At 63.2% G+C, this 15,354-nt stretch carries 18 protein-coding genes and 1 tRNA gene; 8 read left to right on the top strand and 11 right to left on the bottom strand.

Annotated elements, in window-relative coordinates; genetic code table 11:
* Positions 1-141 precede the first annotated feature (141 nt).
* Positions 142-1,485: a dimethylsulfonioproprionate lyase DddP gene (gene dddP / locus Q1V43_RS09045; protein WP_300516766.1), complete on the bottom strand. Its 1,344-nt coding sequence runs from the start codon at positions 1,483-1,485 to the stop codon at positions 142-144.
* A gap of 107 nt (positions 1,486-1,592) precedes the next feature.
* Here dddP and Q1V43_RS09040 point away from each other — a divergent pair, with 107 nt between their 5' ends.
* A complete protein-coding gene (locus tag Q1V43_RS09040; RefSeq protein WP_300516764.1) occupies positions 1,593-2,381 on the top strand; it encodes a DUF3445 domain-containing protein in 789 nt (262 codons plus the stop codon).
* Between the two features lie 2 nt (positions 2,382-2,383).
* On the opposite strand, the gene Q1V43_RS09035 is transcribed toward Q1V43_RS09040, so the two are convergent.
* The 4 genes from Q1V43_RS09035 to Q1V43_RS09020 form a co-directional block, all read right to left on the bottom strand.
* Positions 2,384-3,178, bottom strand: coding sequence for a hypothetical protein (locus Q1V43_RS09035; RefSeq protein WP_300516761.1), 795 nt, complete (start codon positions 3,176-3,178; stop codon positions 2,384-2,386).
* 16 nt (positions 3,179-3,194) lie between these two features.
* Entirely contained in the window at positions 3,195-3,392 is a 198-nt protein-coding gene (locus tag Q1V43_RS09030) for a hypothetical protein (protein ID WP_300516759.1), read from the bottom strand.
* 237 nt (positions 3,393-3,629) lie between these two features.
* Entirely contained in the window at positions 3,630-5,036 is a 1,407-nt protein-coding gene (gene glnA, locus Q1V43_RS09025) for a type I glutamate--ammonia ligase (RefSeq protein ID WP_300516757.1), read from the bottom strand.
* Between the two features lie 36 nt (positions 5,037-5,072).
* A complete protein-coding gene (locus Q1V43_RS09020; RefSeq protein WP_300516755.1) occupies positions 5,073-5,411 on the bottom strand; it encodes a P-II family nitrogen regulator in 339 nt (112 codons plus the stop codon).
* A 196-nt stretch (positions 5,412-5,607) separates the two neighbouring features.
* Here Q1V43_RS09020 and Q1V43_RS09015 point away from each other — a divergent pair, with 196 nt between their 5' ends.
* Positions 5,608-7,254: an NAD(P)H-hydrate dehydratase gene (locus tag Q1V43_RS09015; RefSeq protein ID WP_300516752.1), complete on the top strand. Its 1,647-nt coding sequence runs from the start codon at positions 5,608-5,610 to the stop codon at positions 7,252-7,254.
* Positions 7,255-7,363: 109 nt separating this feature from the next.
* Here Q1V43_RS09015 and Q1V43_RS09010 read toward each other — a convergent pair whose 3' ends face one another.
* Positions 7,364-7,807, bottom strand: coding sequence for a Hint domain-containing protein (locus Q1V43_RS09010; protein WP_300516749.1), 444 nt, complete (start codon positions 7,805-7,807; stop codon positions 7,364-7,366).
* Between the two features lie 76 nt (positions 7,808-7,883).
* Positions 7,884-8,354: a Hint domain-containing protein gene (locus tag Q1V43_RS09005; protein WP_300516746.1), complete on the bottom strand. Its 471-nt coding sequence runs from the start codon at positions 8,352-8,354 to the stop codon at positions 7,884-7,886.
* A gap of 225 nt (positions 8,355-8,579) precedes the next feature.
* On the opposite strand from Q1V43_RS09005, the gene Q1V43_RS09000 reads away from it, so the two are divergent.
* Both Q1V43_RS09000 and tig read left to right on the top strand, forming a co-directional pair.
* Positions 8,580-8,664, top strand: a tRNA-Leu gene (locus tag Q1V43_RS09000).
* A gap of 22 nt (positions 8,665-8,686) precedes the next feature.
* Positions 8,687-10,021, top strand: a complete 1,335-nt coding sequence (tig, locus tag Q1V43_RS08995; RefSeq protein ID WP_300516744.1) for a trigger factor — start codon at positions 8,687-8,689, stop codon at positions 10,019-10,021.
* Positions 10,022-10,111: 90 nt separating this feature from the next.
* On the opposite strand, the gene Q1V43_RS08990 is transcribed toward tig, so the two are convergent.
* From Q1V43_RS08990 to rpsF, 4 genes are all read right to left on the bottom strand, one after another.
* The gene (locus Q1V43_RS08990) at positions 10,112-10,585 is read right to left on the bottom strand and encodes a hypothetical protein (protein WP_300516741.1); all 474 of its coding nucleotides are present in this window, start codon (positions 10,583-10,585) and stop codon (positions 10,112-10,114) included.
* A gap of 129 nt (positions 10,586-10,714) precedes the next feature.
* Entirely contained in the window at positions 10,715-11,338 is a 624-nt protein-coding gene (rplI, locus tag Q1V43_RS08985) for a 50S ribosomal protein L9 (protein ID WP_300516737.1), read from the bottom strand.
* 12 nt (positions 11,339-11,350) lie between these two features.
* Entirely contained in the window at positions 11,351-11,578 is a 228-nt protein-coding gene (gene rpsR / locus Q1V43_RS08980) for a 30S ribosomal protein S18 (protein ID WP_242106406.1), read from the bottom strand.
* Positions 11,579-11,597: 19 nt separating this feature from the next.
* Positions 11,598-11,954: a 30S ribosomal protein S6 gene (gene rpsF / locus Q1V43_RS08975; RefSeq protein WP_300516730.1), complete on the bottom strand. Its 357-nt coding sequence runs from the start codon at positions 11,952-11,954 to the stop codon at positions 11,598-11,600.
* A gap of 283 nt (positions 11,955-12,237) precedes the next feature.
* On the opposite strand from rpsF, the gene Q1V43_RS08970 reads away from it, so the two are divergent.
* The 4 genes from Q1V43_RS08970 to Q1V43_RS08955 all read left to right on the top strand — a co-directional run bounded on the left by Q1V43_RS08970 (position 12,238) and on the right by Q1V43_RS08955 (position 15,222).
* Positions 12,238-12,879: a hypothetical protein gene (locus Q1V43_RS08970; protein ID WP_300516727.1), complete on the top strand. Its 642-nt coding sequence runs from the start codon at positions 12,238-12,240 to the stop codon at positions 12,877-12,879.
* Between the two features lie 149 nt (positions 12,880-13,028).
* Complete coding sequence (fabD, locus tag Q1V43_RS08965; RefSeq protein WP_300516724.1) at positions 13,029-13,970, top strand: ACP S-malonyltransferase; 942 nt, start codon at positions 13,029-13,031, stop codon at positions 13,968-13,970.
* Between the two features lie 83 nt (positions 13,971-14,053).
* Complete coding sequence (fabG, locus tag Q1V43_RS08960) at positions 14,054-14,791, top strand: 3-oxoacyl-[acyl-carrier-protein] reductase (protein ID WP_300516722.1); 738 nt, start codon at positions 14,054-14,056, stop codon at positions 14,789-14,791.
* Between the two features lie 197 nt (positions 14,792-14,988).
* Positions 14,989-15,222 carry an acyl carrier protein gene (locus Q1V43_RS08955; protein ID WP_300516720.1) on the top strand — a complete coding sequence of 78 codons (234 nt, stop codon included), beginning with the start codon at positions 14,989-14,991 and terminating at the stop codon, positions 15,220-15,222.
* Positions 15,223-15,354 lie beyond the last annotated feature (132 nt).

Here is a 15,354-nt window from a genome sequence, read left to right as displayed (position 1 = left end):
CGCGCGGTGCCGGTCATCGGCTATGGGCGGGTCGGGTTTCGACCCAAGTTATTATACCATTGGTGGGGGAGAGATGCCTTGATTCAGCGCAACCGTGCCACGCGCGGAAACGCGGCACGGTCCTTGCGTGAGCGGTTTTCTTCAGGCGTTGCCCATCAGCACCGGATCGAACGGATAGGTGGTCAGGTTCTCGAACCCGTCCTCCGTCACCAGCACCTGATCCTCGAGCTTGATCGAGAAGGCGCCGCCGTCCTCGCCGACCAGAGCTTCGACGCAGAGTACCATGCCCGGCTCCAGCGCATAGTCATAGGCGCCGTCCACATGCTTGTCGGGATAGGCCACCAGGGGCCATTCATCGCACAGGCCCACGCCATGCATCAGGCAGCCGTATTTCTGGTTCCAGAACTTGTCGTCCAGCCGGTGCGAGTTCGCCACCAGCTCGGGGATGGTCACGCCGGGTTTCAGCATCTCCATATTGGTCATGATGTGCTCATGCGCGTGCTGCATGGCGTAGATCATTGAATTGGTGGGTTTTTCGTCACCGATCCACCAGGTGCGCGAAATGTCCACGCAAATGCCATAGGCTCCGATCAGATCGGTATCGAAGGCAATGATCTCGTTTGGCTGGGTGATGCGCGGCCCGCATTCCTGAAACCACGGGTTGGTGCGCTGGCCCGAGGTTAGTAGCCGCGTTTCGATCCATTCGCCGCCCCGCTTGATGTTCTCGGCATGCAGCACCGCCCAGATGTCATCCTCGGAGGTCTGGCCGCGCGGCACCATATCGCGGGCAAAGCGTTCCATTTCGGCCACCGACAACTCGCAGGCGTGGCTGGCGCAGCGCATCGCCAGAATCTCGTCCGGCCCCTTCACGGCGCGGGATTTTTCGGTGACTTCCTCGCCTTCCATGATCTCGAAACCCTGGGCTTCGAGGGCGCGCAGACCGTGCAGCATGATCTTGTCCACGGCCAGGCGCTTGTTGGCGCCGGCATGTTCCTCGATCAGTAGGCGCACCTCGTTCGAGAACACATCAGCGGCCACGTCGATCTTGTCGCCCCGGTCGAAATAGAACAGGTCGGCGCCGGAGCGCTGTTCGCGCACCAAGGGGTTGAAGGTGCTGAGGAAGGGCGAGTTCTTGTAGTCCCAGATCACCATGTAGCCATCCGCGCAGAGCAGCACCGCGCGGAACGGGTTGTGGGTGTTCCACAACTGCATGTTGGTCGAGTCGGTGGCGTAACGGATGTTCAGCGGGTCGAACATCAACAGCCCGCCATAGCCACGATCGGCGATATGTTGCGTCAGCCGTTTCCAGCGGTGCCGGCGCATGCGGTCGAGGTTGGGCAGCTCCAGCCCCGCCGCCTCCCATTCGCGAAAGGCCAGCTGGGTCGGGCCGATTTCGATCCGGTTGTTGTCATTGGGTGTGCCGTCGCCCAGATGATCGCCCCGGGTCGGGTCGATCTTGCGAATGTCGCGGTAGTGCTGATCCATGGCTGTCCTCCCTAGCTGGCAATGACGCTAGGGCGCGGCGGGGGGCTTGCTTTCCCGTTTGCGCCGCCTCAATGTCGGGAACGGACCGGCGAGGGAAACAAGGCGAGATGGCCGAAATCTGTCAAAAAGCGCTGCCCGTGAAACCGTGGCGTGAGGAACGGACCCGCCGGTTGCCGGGGATCAGCCCGGTTGCGCCGGGCGAATGGTTGGTGGTCGATGACGCCTATGCGGCGCAGATAGCCCATAAGGCGCGGCTGGTGGCAGCGCAGGGTGACAAGGTGTTGCGTCTGGAGCCAAGCGCACGCCCGGCCGCCGGGGAACTGCTGGAGCGTATCCTTGATGAACTGGGGGCGATCCCGGGTTTTGCCGTGGGTGCCCGAAAGGTGCGCTGTCCGGACGGGCGGGTGGTGACAGTGGATCGAAACCACCCGCTGGAGACCTGTTCGAAACTGGTGCAGGAGGATCTGATCCTTCTGCAAAAGCCCGAGGGTGCCGATGAACATGTCCTGACCGGCGCGCTGCTGGGATTTCCGGCCAGTTGGATGCTGGCGGAGAAGTACCTCAAGCCGCTGACCATGATCCACACGCCGGTGCCGGAATACGCGGGCGATATTGCCCGGCGGGTCCAGCGGCTGTTCGACGGGATCCAGCCGGACCGACCGATGTGGCGGGCAAACTTCCTGACCTATGGCGATCCGGAGCTGCACCAGCCGCGTACGGAAGCGGACAAGCGGCCCGTACATGGGGATGGGCTGCGCTGGATGCGGGTGGAGCGTCAGTGCCTGTTGCGGCTGCCGAGGACGCGGGCGGTGGTGTTCTCGATCCATACATTCGTGGTGCCCTGGGCGCGGCTGGATAGCGAGGATCGGGATCTGTTGCAGGAGTTGTGCGCCTGATCTCAGGCGGCGGCCGGGCCGAAATCTGCGCCGATATTCCGGTCTGTCGTCGGGCGCAGGCCCTCGCTGGGCTCTGGGCGGATATGCAGCAGATCCTGCGCGGCAGGGATCAGGTCGACCCGGTTTCTTTCGGGCGCATGGGCCAAACGGTAGCTGTGTCCTGCGTGGTGGAAGCTTTGCGCCCGGACCAGTTCCGGGCTCTGGCGGGCGGCGGCCAGGAAGGCAAACGCTGCGCTGCGCACAACCTCTCGCGGCAGGGCACCCAGGCGGGCGTGCAGGTCCTGGCCGATCCAGATCGGCGCGCCATCGAAGGCAAGCGAGGGCACACGGCGCGGGCCGGTCAACTCGTCGCGCGCCGAGACGAACAGGGTCAACGGCTCCGCATCGGATGCCAGCGCGTCGAGCGCGGCGCGCTGCATCAGAAGGCCAGTTGGCGTCCAGAGAATGGCCAAGGGGGGATGGTGCCGGACCAGGGCCTGGCTTGCCATGAGTGCCAGGCGCAGGGCCTTGCGGCGGGTTGCGGCCTGCCCGTCGGGCAGATCCACCGTCAGTGTCAGATGTGCGCCGTGACCGCTGATGATGCCCATGAGGGCCGCGCGGTTGCTGGGCGTGGAGTCCGGCGCAATGGTCCCGCAAAAGGCCTCGCCCCCCAGCGGGCCGTCCTGGGCCGCGAGCCGCAGGTCAAGGGCAGGCGCCGCGTCCGCCGACACGCAGTCCTTCCGCAGGTCCGCCTCGAGCGCCGTGACGCGGGCCGGGGGCAGGGTGGGAAAAAGATGGGTGACGACAAGCGCGGACATGACGCGGCCCTTCTGTTCAGGCGAACACAGGGGTCGGGACGAAGCGCCCGTTCTGCCAGTGGCGGATGTGCCTGACCCGGCCCACGGCCTCGCGCGGAGCCAGGGCGTTGTGCGACAGCCCGTCGGCGCGGAAGGATTTCACCAGCCGCTCTTCGGCCATCTGCGCCTGCAGCCGGAACAACGGGGTCTGACGGATGTTCGTATAGGTACTCACTGTTACGGCCTCCTACGAAATTCGGTTCTGTGTCCCCAACAGTCGCACGGGTTTGCGGTGCGGTTGGGGAGGCAGTGGGGCAGGATTGTGCCGAAATTGGTGGTTTCCGGAGTTCGGGAGCAGCCGCACAACTGCGTGCAAGACGGGCATCCCCGTTTGAGCTTGCCGCGCCGCACGCGGCTCCCAACCCAAAAGGGCGCCCCGAAGGACGCCCTTTCAAATACCGTGATCAGAGGATCAGCAGCTGTAGTACAGCTGGTATTCCACCGGGTGGGGGGTGTGCTCGTAGGCGTAGACCTCTTCCCACTTCAGCTCCAGGAAGCCTTCGATCTGGTCCTTGGTAAACACGTCACCGGCCAGCAGGAAGTCGTTGTCTTCTTCCAGCGCTTCCAGGGCTTCACGCAGCGAGGCGCAGACGGTCGGGATGCCTTCCAGCTCTTCGGCCGGCAGGTCGTACAGGTTCTTGTCCTGCGCGGGGCCCGGATCGATCTTGTTCTTGATGCCGTCGAGCCCGGCCATCAACAGCGCCGCGAAGCACAGGTAGGGGTTCGCCGAGGGATCGGGGAAGCGGGCTTCCACACGCTTGGCCTTCGGGCTTTCGGTCCACGGGATACGCACGCAGCCCGAACGGTTGCGGGCCGAGTAGGCGCGCAGCACGGGCGCTTCGAAACCCGGGATCAGACGCTTGTAGGAGTTGGTCGACGGGTTGGTGAAGGCGTTCAGGGTCTTGGCATGTTTCAGGACGCCGCCGATGAAGTACAGGGCCTCCTGGCTCAGGTCGGCGTATTTGTCGCCGGCGAAGAGCGGCTTGCCGTCTTTCCAGATCGACATGTTCACGTGCATGCCGGTGCCGTTGTCGCCCGCGATCGGCTTCGGCATGAAGGTTGCCGATTTGCCATAGGCGTGGGCCACGTTGTGGATCACGTATTTGTATTTCTGCAGCTCGTCGGCCTGTTTGGTCAGGCTGTCGAAGATCAGGCCCAGCTCGTGCTGACAGGACGCCACCTCGTGGTGGTGCTTGTCGGTCTTCATGCCGATCTGCTTCATCGTGGTCAGCATTTCCGAACGCAGGTCCTGCGCATCGTCGATCGGGTTGACCGGGAAGTAGCCGCCCTTGACGCCGGGACGGTGGCCGGTGTTGCCCATCTCGTATTCGCTGTCGGTGTTCCAGGAGGCGTCGACCGCATCCACTTCGAAGGACACCTTGTTCATGGTGTTCGAGAAACGCACGTCGTCGAACAGGAAAAACTCGGCTTCCGGACCCATGTAGGCGACGTCACCGATGCCCGAGGACTTCAGGTAGGCTTCGGCCTTCTGGGCGGTGCCACGCGGGTCACGCTCGTAGTGCTCGCCGGTGTCGGGTTCGGCGATTGAACAGTGCAGGCAGAGGGTTTTCTCGGCGTAGAAGGGGTCGATGTAGGCCGAGGCGGCATCGGGCATCAGTTTCATGTCGGACGCTTCGATCGACTTCCAGCCGGCGATCGACGAGCCGTCGAACATGAAGCCTTCTTCCAGAAAATCTTCGTCGACCAGGTCCACGTCTACGGTCACGTGCTGCAGCTTGCCACGCACATCGGTGAAACGGATGTCGACATAGGAGACGTCTTCATCCTTGATCATTTTCAGGAGGTCTTGGTTGTTCATCTGAAACTGTTCCTCTGGGTTGGAATTCGGATTCTGTTACAGCGCGTCCTCACCGGATTCACCGGTGCGGATGCGAATGGCCTGTTCGACGGAGGATACGAAGATCTTGCCGTCACCGATCTTGTCGGTCTTGGCCGCGTCCACGATTGCCTCGATCGCCGCGTCGGTCTGGTCGGCGGGCAGCACGATCTCGATTTTCACCTTGGGCAGGAAGTCCACGACATATTCGGCGCCGCGGTAGAGTTCGGTATGGCCCTTCTGGCGGCCGAAGCCCTTGACCTCGATCACCGACAGGCCCTGCACGCCAATGTCCTGCAGCGCTTCCTTGACTTCATCCAGCTTGAACGGCTTGATGATTGCCTCGATCTTTTTCATGTCGTCTCCCCCCGCAAAAGGTTTGGTGGATTCTGCGTCTAAACTGAAAGACCACTTTCACGCGGGCGCCACAATTGGCTAGGCTGAGCGCAGGTTGACGCAGGGCCTGATTTGCGGGCGTTTGCACAAAAAATAGGCAGATTGCCCCATGTGTGGGCGGTTTGTGAATTTCCTGTCGATTTCGGAGGCAGAATTCATGGCAGAACTCCTTACCGCCGCCCAAATGCGCGCCATCGAACAGGCGGCGATCGAGTCGGGCGACGTGACCGGGCTGGAGCTGATGGAACGCGCCGGGCGTGGTGTGGTCAAGGCCATCTATGACGAGTGGCCGGAACTGGCAGAGGGAGCTGGGGGGGCAGCCCCCCAGACCTCAGGCAAAGCTGGGGGGGCAGCCCCCCAGACCTCAGGCAAAGCTGGGGGGCCAGCCCCCCAGACCCCCCGGGATATTTCCGGAAAGATGAAAAGAAGGGCCGTGGTGCTCTGCGGGCCGGGCAACAACGGTGGCGACGGGTTCGTGGTGGCACGGTTGTTGAAGGAGCGGGGTTGGGAGGTGGAGGTGTTTCTTTATGGCGATGCCGAGAAGCTGCCGCCGGACGCGCGGGTGAACCATGAGCGGTGGTTGGGGATGGGGAGCTGTAATGATTGGGACGGAGCGCCCGGGGCGATCGAGCGTTCCCCTGACCTTGTTATTGACGCCGTGTTTGGCACGGGGCTGACGCGCCCGCTCGGCGTCGACGTACAGAACATCCTGGCGGCCCTTTCCGGGCAGGTCGTGGTTTCCGTTGATCTGCCCAGCGGCACGGATGCGGATTCCGGGCGCCTGCTGATATCGCCCGGAGCGCGTCCTGAGCGACTGGCTCCTGCGATGTCTGTTGTATTTCACAGAGAGAAGATCGGGTGCCGCCTTGCGGACGGAGCAGGTCAGTCGGGCAAGGTGATCGTGGCGGACATTGGCCTTGGGGACAGCGGCCATCCGCCAGGTGATCTGGTCAGGTTGCGAAATGCGCCGATTGGGCTTGGAAAGCGGGGTCGCCAGCATAAGTTCTCCCACGGCCATGGCCTGATCCTTTCCGGTGGGGTCGGCAAAGGCGGGGCAGGACGGCTGGCCGCGCGCGGGGCGTTGCGCATTGGGGCGGGGCTGGTGACGGTGGGGCCGACGCCGGGGGCATTGCAGGAAAGCGCGGCGCGGTTGGATGCGGTGATGCTGGCGCCGATCAAGGACGCGGACACGCTGCGCGTGGTGTTGCAGGACGAGCGGGTCAATGCGCTGTGTCTCGGGCCGGGGCTGGGGATTGACCGCGCGCGGGAGTTGGTGCCGGTGGCGCTGGAGGCGAGACGTGCGACGGTTCTGGATGCCGATGCTCTGACGGCGTTTGCGGAGCGACCGCAGGTTTTTTTCGACATGCTGCATGGGAACTGCGTGTTGACGCCTCACGCAGGGGAGTTTGCCCGGCTGTTCCCCGATCTTGCCGGGAGGCTGAACGCGGAACCGACCAGAGGCCCGGCCTATTCCAAGGTGGATGCCACCCGCGAGGCCGCCGCGCGGGCGGGATGCGTGGTGCTGTTCAAGGGGGCCGATACGGTGATCGCCGCGCCGGACGGGCGCTGTGCAATCAACTCTGCCGCTTACGACCGCGCCGCGCCGTGGTTGGCGACGGCCGGAGCAGGGGACGTGCTGGCAGGGTTTATCACGGGGCTGCAGGCGCGCGGATTGGGGCCGATGACAGCCGCGGAAACAGGCGCCTGGCTCCATGTCGAATGCGCCCTGGAGTTTGGCCCCGGGCTGATCGCCGAGGACCTGCCGGAGCAGCTGCCAAGGGTGTTTCGCAAACTCGGGCTCTGAAGCGTTTCGCGCCAGACCCGGGATGTGGTCTGGCGCGACTTGCGTGGCGCCGTTTGGAATGAGGGGGAGGGACGAGCCCTGTGGCGCCACTTATGGAAATCGAAATGCTTCAGGCGGCACGCGCCGTGGTCAGCTCCAGACCGTCAGCGTAGATGATGTGTTCAGCGTCGAAGCAGAGACGGTACAGAAGGGTCTGTTCCACCGCATCGCGCAGGACGCCGGCCAGGTGGCGGGCCGCAATCAGACTGGTGCGTTCGCCCCGGATCATCACCGGCTGGTTCGTGCTGACGCGCAGCTCGCGCTCGGGCCGGTTCCTGCCGAAGGCCCCTGCGGCGATGGTTGTCGTGTCGGCGAAATGCTGCGTCACGCCACGCAGAGTCTGGGCGCCTTTGTCACGGGTGATCACCCGGTCGCCTCCGCGGAGGTTTTCGACAGGCACCTCACCGCGCAGGGTCAGCACGATCGTTCCCGGCGCAAGACCGGTGCGGGCGGTGGTTTCGGGCGCGGTGGATCGCGTCGTTCCCGCCTGGATTGTGGGCGTCATCATGGTCATGGCAGCATCACTCCTTCGGTCCCTTGTGAAGAAGTTATGCCGGATTGTGGCGCAAATGAGGCGCGGATGGGACAAGTTAGCGACCGGTTGCCGCCTGCCGGTCCGGCCGAGCGCGCCGTTTCAGGCCTTTGAGCGGGGTCGACGTCATGTCGAGCCCGCCCGCGCGGATCAGGTGCTTTTCGTCGAAATGAAGCTGGAAGAGCATGGTCTGTCCGCCACAGGTTTCGCGCCGCAAATACGCGCCGTCCAGCAACCGTGCGGCGGGCACCAGCAGGCGGGTACGCCCAAACATTGCCCTGGCCCGCCAATCGCACAGCAGCAACGGCTGCTCAGCCGCGATCCAGTAATCTGGGTCGCCGGCGGCCGGATTCAGCGCGCGGGGGGAAACCCGGACCAGATCGTTGCGATACACAGGCCGCGCGGTAAGCGCACGCAGCCGGACCATGCCGCGATCCGGGGTGACGATCCGGTCGCCGGCATGCAGAAATTCCACCGGCAGTTCGCCATCCAGGGTCGTGACGGGGGCGCCGGACGCGAGGCCGGACATGAAGATATGACGGGGCGGGCGGGTCCTGTGCCCACCTGTCAGCCCCCGGTTTTGCTGTACCATGGGTGCCTGTTCTTTCTGACTGCTCTTTTTTTGGCGACAATAGCCGAAGATAGGGTTAAGCGTCACGCCTTTTCGCCGCTTTTTCCTCTCGCATCCCCCACCCGACTTTGCTAGAAGGGCGCGAAATTCAGGCGGCTCTGAACGGGCTGCCTGTCGGTTTTCGCGGGTGTGGCGGAATTGGTAGACGCACCAGATTTAGGTTCTGGCGCCGCGAGGCGTGGGGGTTCGAGTCCCTTCACCCGCACCAGAGAAGAGAAAAGGACGAAACAATGCAGGTCACTGAGACCCTGAATGAAGGCTTGAAACGTGGCTACAAGATCGTGGTTCCGGCCACCGATCTGGACACCAAGGTCAACGAAAAGCTGGAAGAGGCCCGGCCCGAAGTCGAACTGAAGGGCTTCCGCAAGGGCAAGGTGCCGATGGCCCTGCTGAAGAAGCAATTCGGTCCGCGCCTGATGGGCGAAGCCATGCAGGAAGCCGTCGACGGCGCCATGGCCGAGCATTTCGAGGCAACGGGCGACCGTCCCGCCCTGCAGCCCAACGTCACCATGACCAACCAGGAAGACTGGAAGGAAGGCGACGACGTCGAGGTCGAGATGACCTACGAAGCCCTGCCGGAAATCCCGGATGTGGACCTGAAGGGCATCAAGCTGGAAAAGCTGGTCGTGAAAGCCGCCGAAGCCGACGTGGACGAAGCCCTGGCCAACCTGGCGGAAACCGCGCAGGACTTCGACGATCGCCGCAAAGGCTCGAAAGCCAAGGACGGTGATCAGGTCGTGATCGACTTCCTGGGCAAGATCGACGGCGAAGCCTTCGACGGCGGCGCGGCGGACGACTTCCCGCTGGTGCTGGGCTCGGGCAGCTTCATCCCCGGTTTCGAAGAGCAGCTGGTCGGTGCCAAGGCTGACGAAGAGGTCGAGGTGAAAGTCTCGTTCCCCGAGGATTACCAGGCCGAAAACCTGGCCGGCAAGGAAGCCGTGTTCGAATGCACGGTGAAAGCCGTCAAGGCGCCGAAAGCGGCCGAGATCAACGACGAACTGGCCACCAAGTTCGGCGCGGAAGACCTGGGTGCGCTGAAAACCCAGATCGGCGAGCGTCTGGAAGCCGAATACAACGGTGCCGCCCGCGCGGTGATGAAACGGGCCCTGCTGGACGAGCTGGACAAGGCCGTGTCCTTCGACCTGCCGCCGTCGCTGCTGGACGCCGAGGCCAAGCAGATCGCCCACCAGCTGTGGCACGAGGAAAACCCCGAGGTTGAAGGCCACGACCACGGCGAGGTCGAGCCGACCGAGGAGCACAACTCCCTGGCTGCCCGCCGCGTGCGCCTGGGCCTGCTGCTGGCCGAGCTGGGTCAGAAGAACGAGATCGAGGTTTCGGATGCCGAGTTCACCCAGGCGATCATGAACCAGGCGCGCCAGTACCCCGGTCAGGAGCGTCAGTTCTTCGAATTCGTGCAGCAGAACCCGCAGATGCGCCAGCAGATCCAGGCGCCGCTGTTCGAGGACAAGGTCGTGGACTACGTGTTCGAGCTGGCGGAGGTGGCCGAGAAGGAAGTCTCGAAGGACGACCTGCAGAAAGCTGTCGAGGCGCTGGACGACGAATAAGTCGCGGCCCTCTGGGATCCGCTGACAAGGAAAGGGCCGCCCGGTTGGGCGGCCCTTTTCGGTTGTCGGGGCAGGCGGCGCGGGCCGGCTTCAGCGGTAGAAGGTTTCCAGCGTCAGGGTCGCGTCGCAGACCGAGCCGTCATGAGTGCCGACCCAGATGTCCATCCAGCCGTTCGACGGGCGCGTCAATGTGATCTTGGCATCGTAATTGCCGTTGTCGTCATCGTCGTAATACCAATTCGCCGCGCCGGTATTGATCAGCAGGATGCTGTCGCATTGGCTGCGCACGGAGAAAGAGATCGAATAGCGTTGCATGCCGGACAGGCGAATCGAGAAATCCGGCGCCTCGGTCACATAGCCGCGGCCACGGTCGGATCCGAAGCGAATGCCGCAACCGGTAATCGAGCGGTTTCCGCCCGCCTGCAGGCTGACCGATTGCGGGTTGTAGAGGTCGGCGCCGTTTAGCTCGTAGGTGTCACCGTACAGGTTGTAGTTCGGGCAGGCGCTCGCGGCTCCGGCAATCATCGCCAACCCGATGCTCAAAATGGCTGAACGAATAATCATAATCGGTTCCCTCCTTATATTCCTTATATTTCATTCAAACCTAGACCCTGCACGGAGCCTCACAAAGGAAGAAAACAAAAAAACCGCGCCCCGAGGGGCGCGGTGTGTTCTTGCAGCATTTCGAAGAGGTTACTCTTCGTCTGCGGTCTCTTCGGCCGGGGCTTCGTCGCCAGCCACAAGGTCGTCGTCTTCCGAGGCGGCCGAGCCGATGTCGTCGAACAGTTCGGCGATCTCGAATTCGGCTTCGGCTTCGGCTTCGGCGGCCAGTTCCTGGATCGATTTGCCCGAGGCTTGCAGCTCGGCTTCCTCGTCCGAACGGGCCACGTTCAGCTGGATGGTCACTTCGACTTCCGGGTGCAGCTTGACGGCGACGTCATGCAGGCCCAGATCCTTGATCGGGGAGATCAGGGCGACCTGTTTCTTGTCCAGCGAGAAGCCGGCTTCGGTGGCGACATCAGCGGCGTCACGCGGCGTGACCGAACCGTAGAGGGCGCCGGCATCCGAGGCCGAACGAATCACGATGAACTGCTGACCACCGAGCTTCTCGGACAGAGCCTCGGCTTCTTTTTTGGTCTCCAGGTTGCGGGCTTCCAGCTGGGCTTTCTGGGCCTCGAAGGACGCCACGTTGGCGTCCGACGCGGTCAGGGCCTTGCCTTGCGGCAGCAGGAAGTTGCGGGCGTAACCGGGCTTGACGTCGACGACGTCGCCCATCTGGCCCAGCTTGGCCACGCGTTCGAGCAGGATAACTTGCATTGTGCTTTCTCCTTACTTCACGGCGTAGGGCAGCAGCGCCAGGAAACGGGCACGCTTGATGGCGCGGGCCAGTTCACGCTGTTTCTTGGCGGACACGGCGGTGATGCGCGAGGGCACGATCTTGCCACGCTCCGAGATGTAGCGCTGCAGCAGGCGGGTGTCCTTGTAGTCGATCTTGGGCGCGTTCTCACCGGAGAACGGGCAGACCTTGCGACGGCGGAAAAACGGTTTGCTTGCCATTGTTTAGGTCTCCTTCGACTTAGCGGTCACGGCCACGGCGGTCGCCGCGCTCGTCACGTTTCTGCATTTGGATCGAGGGGCCTTCGGCGTGATCGTCCACCTTGATCGTCAGAACGCGCATGACGTCGTCATGCAGGCGCATCAGGCGTTCCATTTCCTGCACGGCACCCGAGGGGGCGTCCGACTTCAGGAAGGCGTAGTGCCCCTTGCGGTTCTTGTTGATCTTGTAGGCCATCGTCTTGACACCCCAATACTCGCTGTCCACGAGCTTGCCGCCGTTGTCCGACAGCACGGTGCCAAAATGTTCGATGAGGTTCTCGGCCTGGGTGTTCGACAGGTCCTGGCGCGAGATGAAGACATGCTCATACAAAGGCATGTTTGCTCCACTTCTGTTTTCAAGCGCGCTTCAAAGGATGGGGCCAGCTGTGTCCTTCCACGGCCCACCCACGAGAGGCAACGCAAATCACGGTTTGCGAAAGGACGCGCCCTTATACACGCAGGGGGGGCGATTACAAGGGAGGATTGCAGGAGAGAAGGTCGCGAATTCGCGGACGCGTCGAATCCGGGGGGCATGGAAAGATCGCAGCCTTGCCTTATTTGTGCCGCCTTTGCTCATGAAACCTTAACCAAGTGGGGCGAAAGAAACAGAGGATGGCGCGATGACCGCACAGCTTGGAACCTTCCAGCAGGGCGTGACGCGTGTGAGTGATGTGGCCCGGGGGCCGCGCGTATTGCAGACCCACTGGGGTTACACAGTGATCGAGAGCGACCGGGCGCGAGCCCGGGGCATGGCCCTGGAAAGGGGGGGGAAGCTCCTGGGGGCTGTCTGTATGCTGACCGCATTCGGGTTTTGGGTTCTTCCGGGCACCGTCGTCGGGAACGACACCCTGACAATGAAGCTGGCGTTGAGCGTCAGCCTTCTGTTTTCGGGACTCCTGCTGATCTGGAGCGCGAGATCGGGGTACAACAACGAGGTCCAGATCGACCTGGCCCGCAAGGAAATGCGGATCGGTCTGCGCAACATCGCAGGTGACTATCAGGTGAGCGCCGCGCTTGACTTCGCGCAAATCGGTTCGGTTTACCTGATGCGATCGAAGAAACCGGGCGAACCTGCCCGGCTGTTTCTGCGGGTCGGCAACTCCGATCGGGCGGTGGAAGTGGCCGACGGCAGGGTCGAGATGCTGGAACCGCTGCGCGAGCGGCTGGCGCATGATATCTCTCATGCAATACGTGGGGAAATGTTGCGCAAGAAGCTGCGTCGCAGACCGGACGGAGAGATCAGACAGGCCGAATTCGCCTGACGTCTTTTGTAATGCTGGATTTGAAACCGTGCCCTGTGGCGCGGTTTCGTTGGTTTTGGGAAGGGATTCGCCAAGCGGCAATTGCACCCGGCCCGCCCGCGCGCTATCCCGGTGCAACAGAGCGAGACAGCGAACGATAAGGAGGCCCCATGAGCCGCGCATTCGTATTCCCGGGGCAGGGCGCCCAATCGATCGGTATGGGCAAGGCCCTGGCCGAGGCCTATCCGGCTGCAAAGGCCGTGTTCGACGAGGTGGACGAGGCCCTGGGCGAGAAGCTTTCCACCCTGATCTGGGAAGGGGAGCAGGATGAGCTGACCCTGACCCAGAACGCCCAACCCGCGCTGATGGCCACCTCGCTGGCGGCAATGCGCGCGCTGGAAGCCGAAGGGGTCGAGATCACTGCGGCCAGCTACGTGGCCGGCCATTCGCTGGGTGAATATTCGGCGCTGGCCGCCGCCGGTGCCCTGTCGGTCGCGGACACTGCCCGCCTGCTGCGCACCCGCGGCGAGGCGATGCAGAAGGCCGTGCCTGTGGGCGTCGGCGCGATGGCCGCGCTGCTGGGGCTGGATTTCGAGACCGCGGCCGAAGTGGCCGCCGAAGCTGCCTATGACCAGGTCTGCCAGGCCGCCAACGACAATGACCCGGCACAGGTGGTCGTGTCCGGCCACAAGGAGGCGGTGGAACGCGCGATCGAGATCGCCAAGGACAAGGGCGCGCGCCGCGCGGTTCTGCTTCCGGTCAGCGCTCCGTTCCATTGCGCGCTGATGAAGCCCGCTGCCGAGGCGATGGCCGAGGCCCTGTCCCATGTCGAGTTGAACACGCCGAAAGTGCCCCTGGTGCCAAATGTGCTGGCCCATGCGGAAACCGATCCGACGCTGCTGCGCTCGCTGCTGGTCGATCAGGTGACAGGGTCCGTGCGCTGGCGTGAAAGCGTGGCCTGGATGGCGGATCAGGGCGTGACCGAGATCTGGGAGATCGGCGCGGGCAAAGCGCTGTCGGGCATGATCCGCCGTATCGCGAAACAAGTGACCTGCCGCGCGGTGGGCACACCGGAAGATGTCAAAGCCGCCGTGGACGCGCTGAACGGCTGAGCGGGTCAAAGAATTCTCGAAAATTCTTGCCAATTCTTTACGAAGAGAATTGCGCCTGCCGAAGGATAAGGAAGGACTTATAAATGTTTGATCTGACTGGAAAGAACGCGCTGATAACCGGCGCCTCGGGCGGCATCGGTGGCGCCATTGCCAAGGCGCTGCACGGCGCGGGCGCGACCGTGGCCCTGTCGGGCACGCGGGTCGAGCCGCTGGAGGCTTTGGCCGGTGAACTTGGCGAGCGTGCCCATGTGCTGCCCTGCAACCTGTCCGATGGCGCCGCTGTCGACGCCCTGCCAAAAGAGGCCGCCGCCGCGATGGGGGCGGTCGATATCCTGGTCAACAACGCGGGCATTACCCGCGATCAGCTTTTCATGCGCATGTCCGACGAGGACTGGGCCAGTGTGCTGGAGGTGAACCTGACCTCGACCATGCGCCTGTGCCGCGGCGTGATGCGCGGCATGATGAAGTCGCGCTGGGGCCGTATCGTCAACATCAGCTCGGTCGTGGGCGCCACCGGCAATCCGGGCCAGGCGAACTATGCCGCGTCCAAGGCCGGCATGGTCGGCATGTCGAAATCCATCGCCTATGAGGTCGCCAGCCGCGGCATCACCGTGAACTGTGTCGCCCCCGGTTTCATCGCTACCGCGATGACCGACAAGCTGACCGAGGATCAGAAGGACAAGATCAACGTGCAGATCCCGGCGGGGCGCATGGGTTCGGCCGAGGAAATTGCCGCCTCGGTCCTCTATCTGTCCAGCGACCAGGCGGGCTATACCACCGGCACCACGCTGCATGTGAACGGCGGCATGGCAATGATCTGAGCGATGATCTGATCGCCATCAGCCCCTTGCGGGTTGAAAGCGTTTGCCTAAATGCAACGATATGCTATAGGCGGCGCAGGTTTTGCCCCGGCGCGTTTGTGGCGCGGGGGTATCTCGGCTTAACGCGCGGGAAACTGAGCGGCTCGACAGGGCCAGACGAAAAGAGGCCAAGAGCCTGATAACTGTGAGGAAATAACATGAGCGACGTCGCAGATCGCGTGAAGAAAATCGTTGTTGAGCACCTGGGTGTGGAAGAGGACAAGGTTACGGAATCGGCCTCGTTCATCGACGACCTGGGCGCCGACAGCCTCGACACCGTCGAACTGGTGATGGCTTTCGAAGAAGAGTTCGGCATCGAGATTCCGGACGACGCCGCCGAGACCATCCAGACCTTCGGCGATGCGGTCAAGTTCATCTCGCAAGCCGCCTGATCGCTTTCGATACGACTTACGGAAAACGGCGTCCTGCGGGGCGCCGTTTTCATTTGCACCTGTTCCAAGGTGCTTCGCTATTTGGGACAGATTTCCAGAGCGGACTCCGTTAGGATTGGGCGTTTTCAGAAA

The organism is Aliiroseovarius sp., assembly GCF_030148435.1.
In the GTDB taxonomy this organism is placed as follows: Bacteria; Pseudomonadota; Alphaproteobacteria; order Rhodobacterales; family Rhodobacteraceae; genus JASBTN01.
The sequence above is the reverse complement of the archived record's forward strand: the minus strand, read 5'-3'. Positions and strand labels throughout refer to the sequence as shown.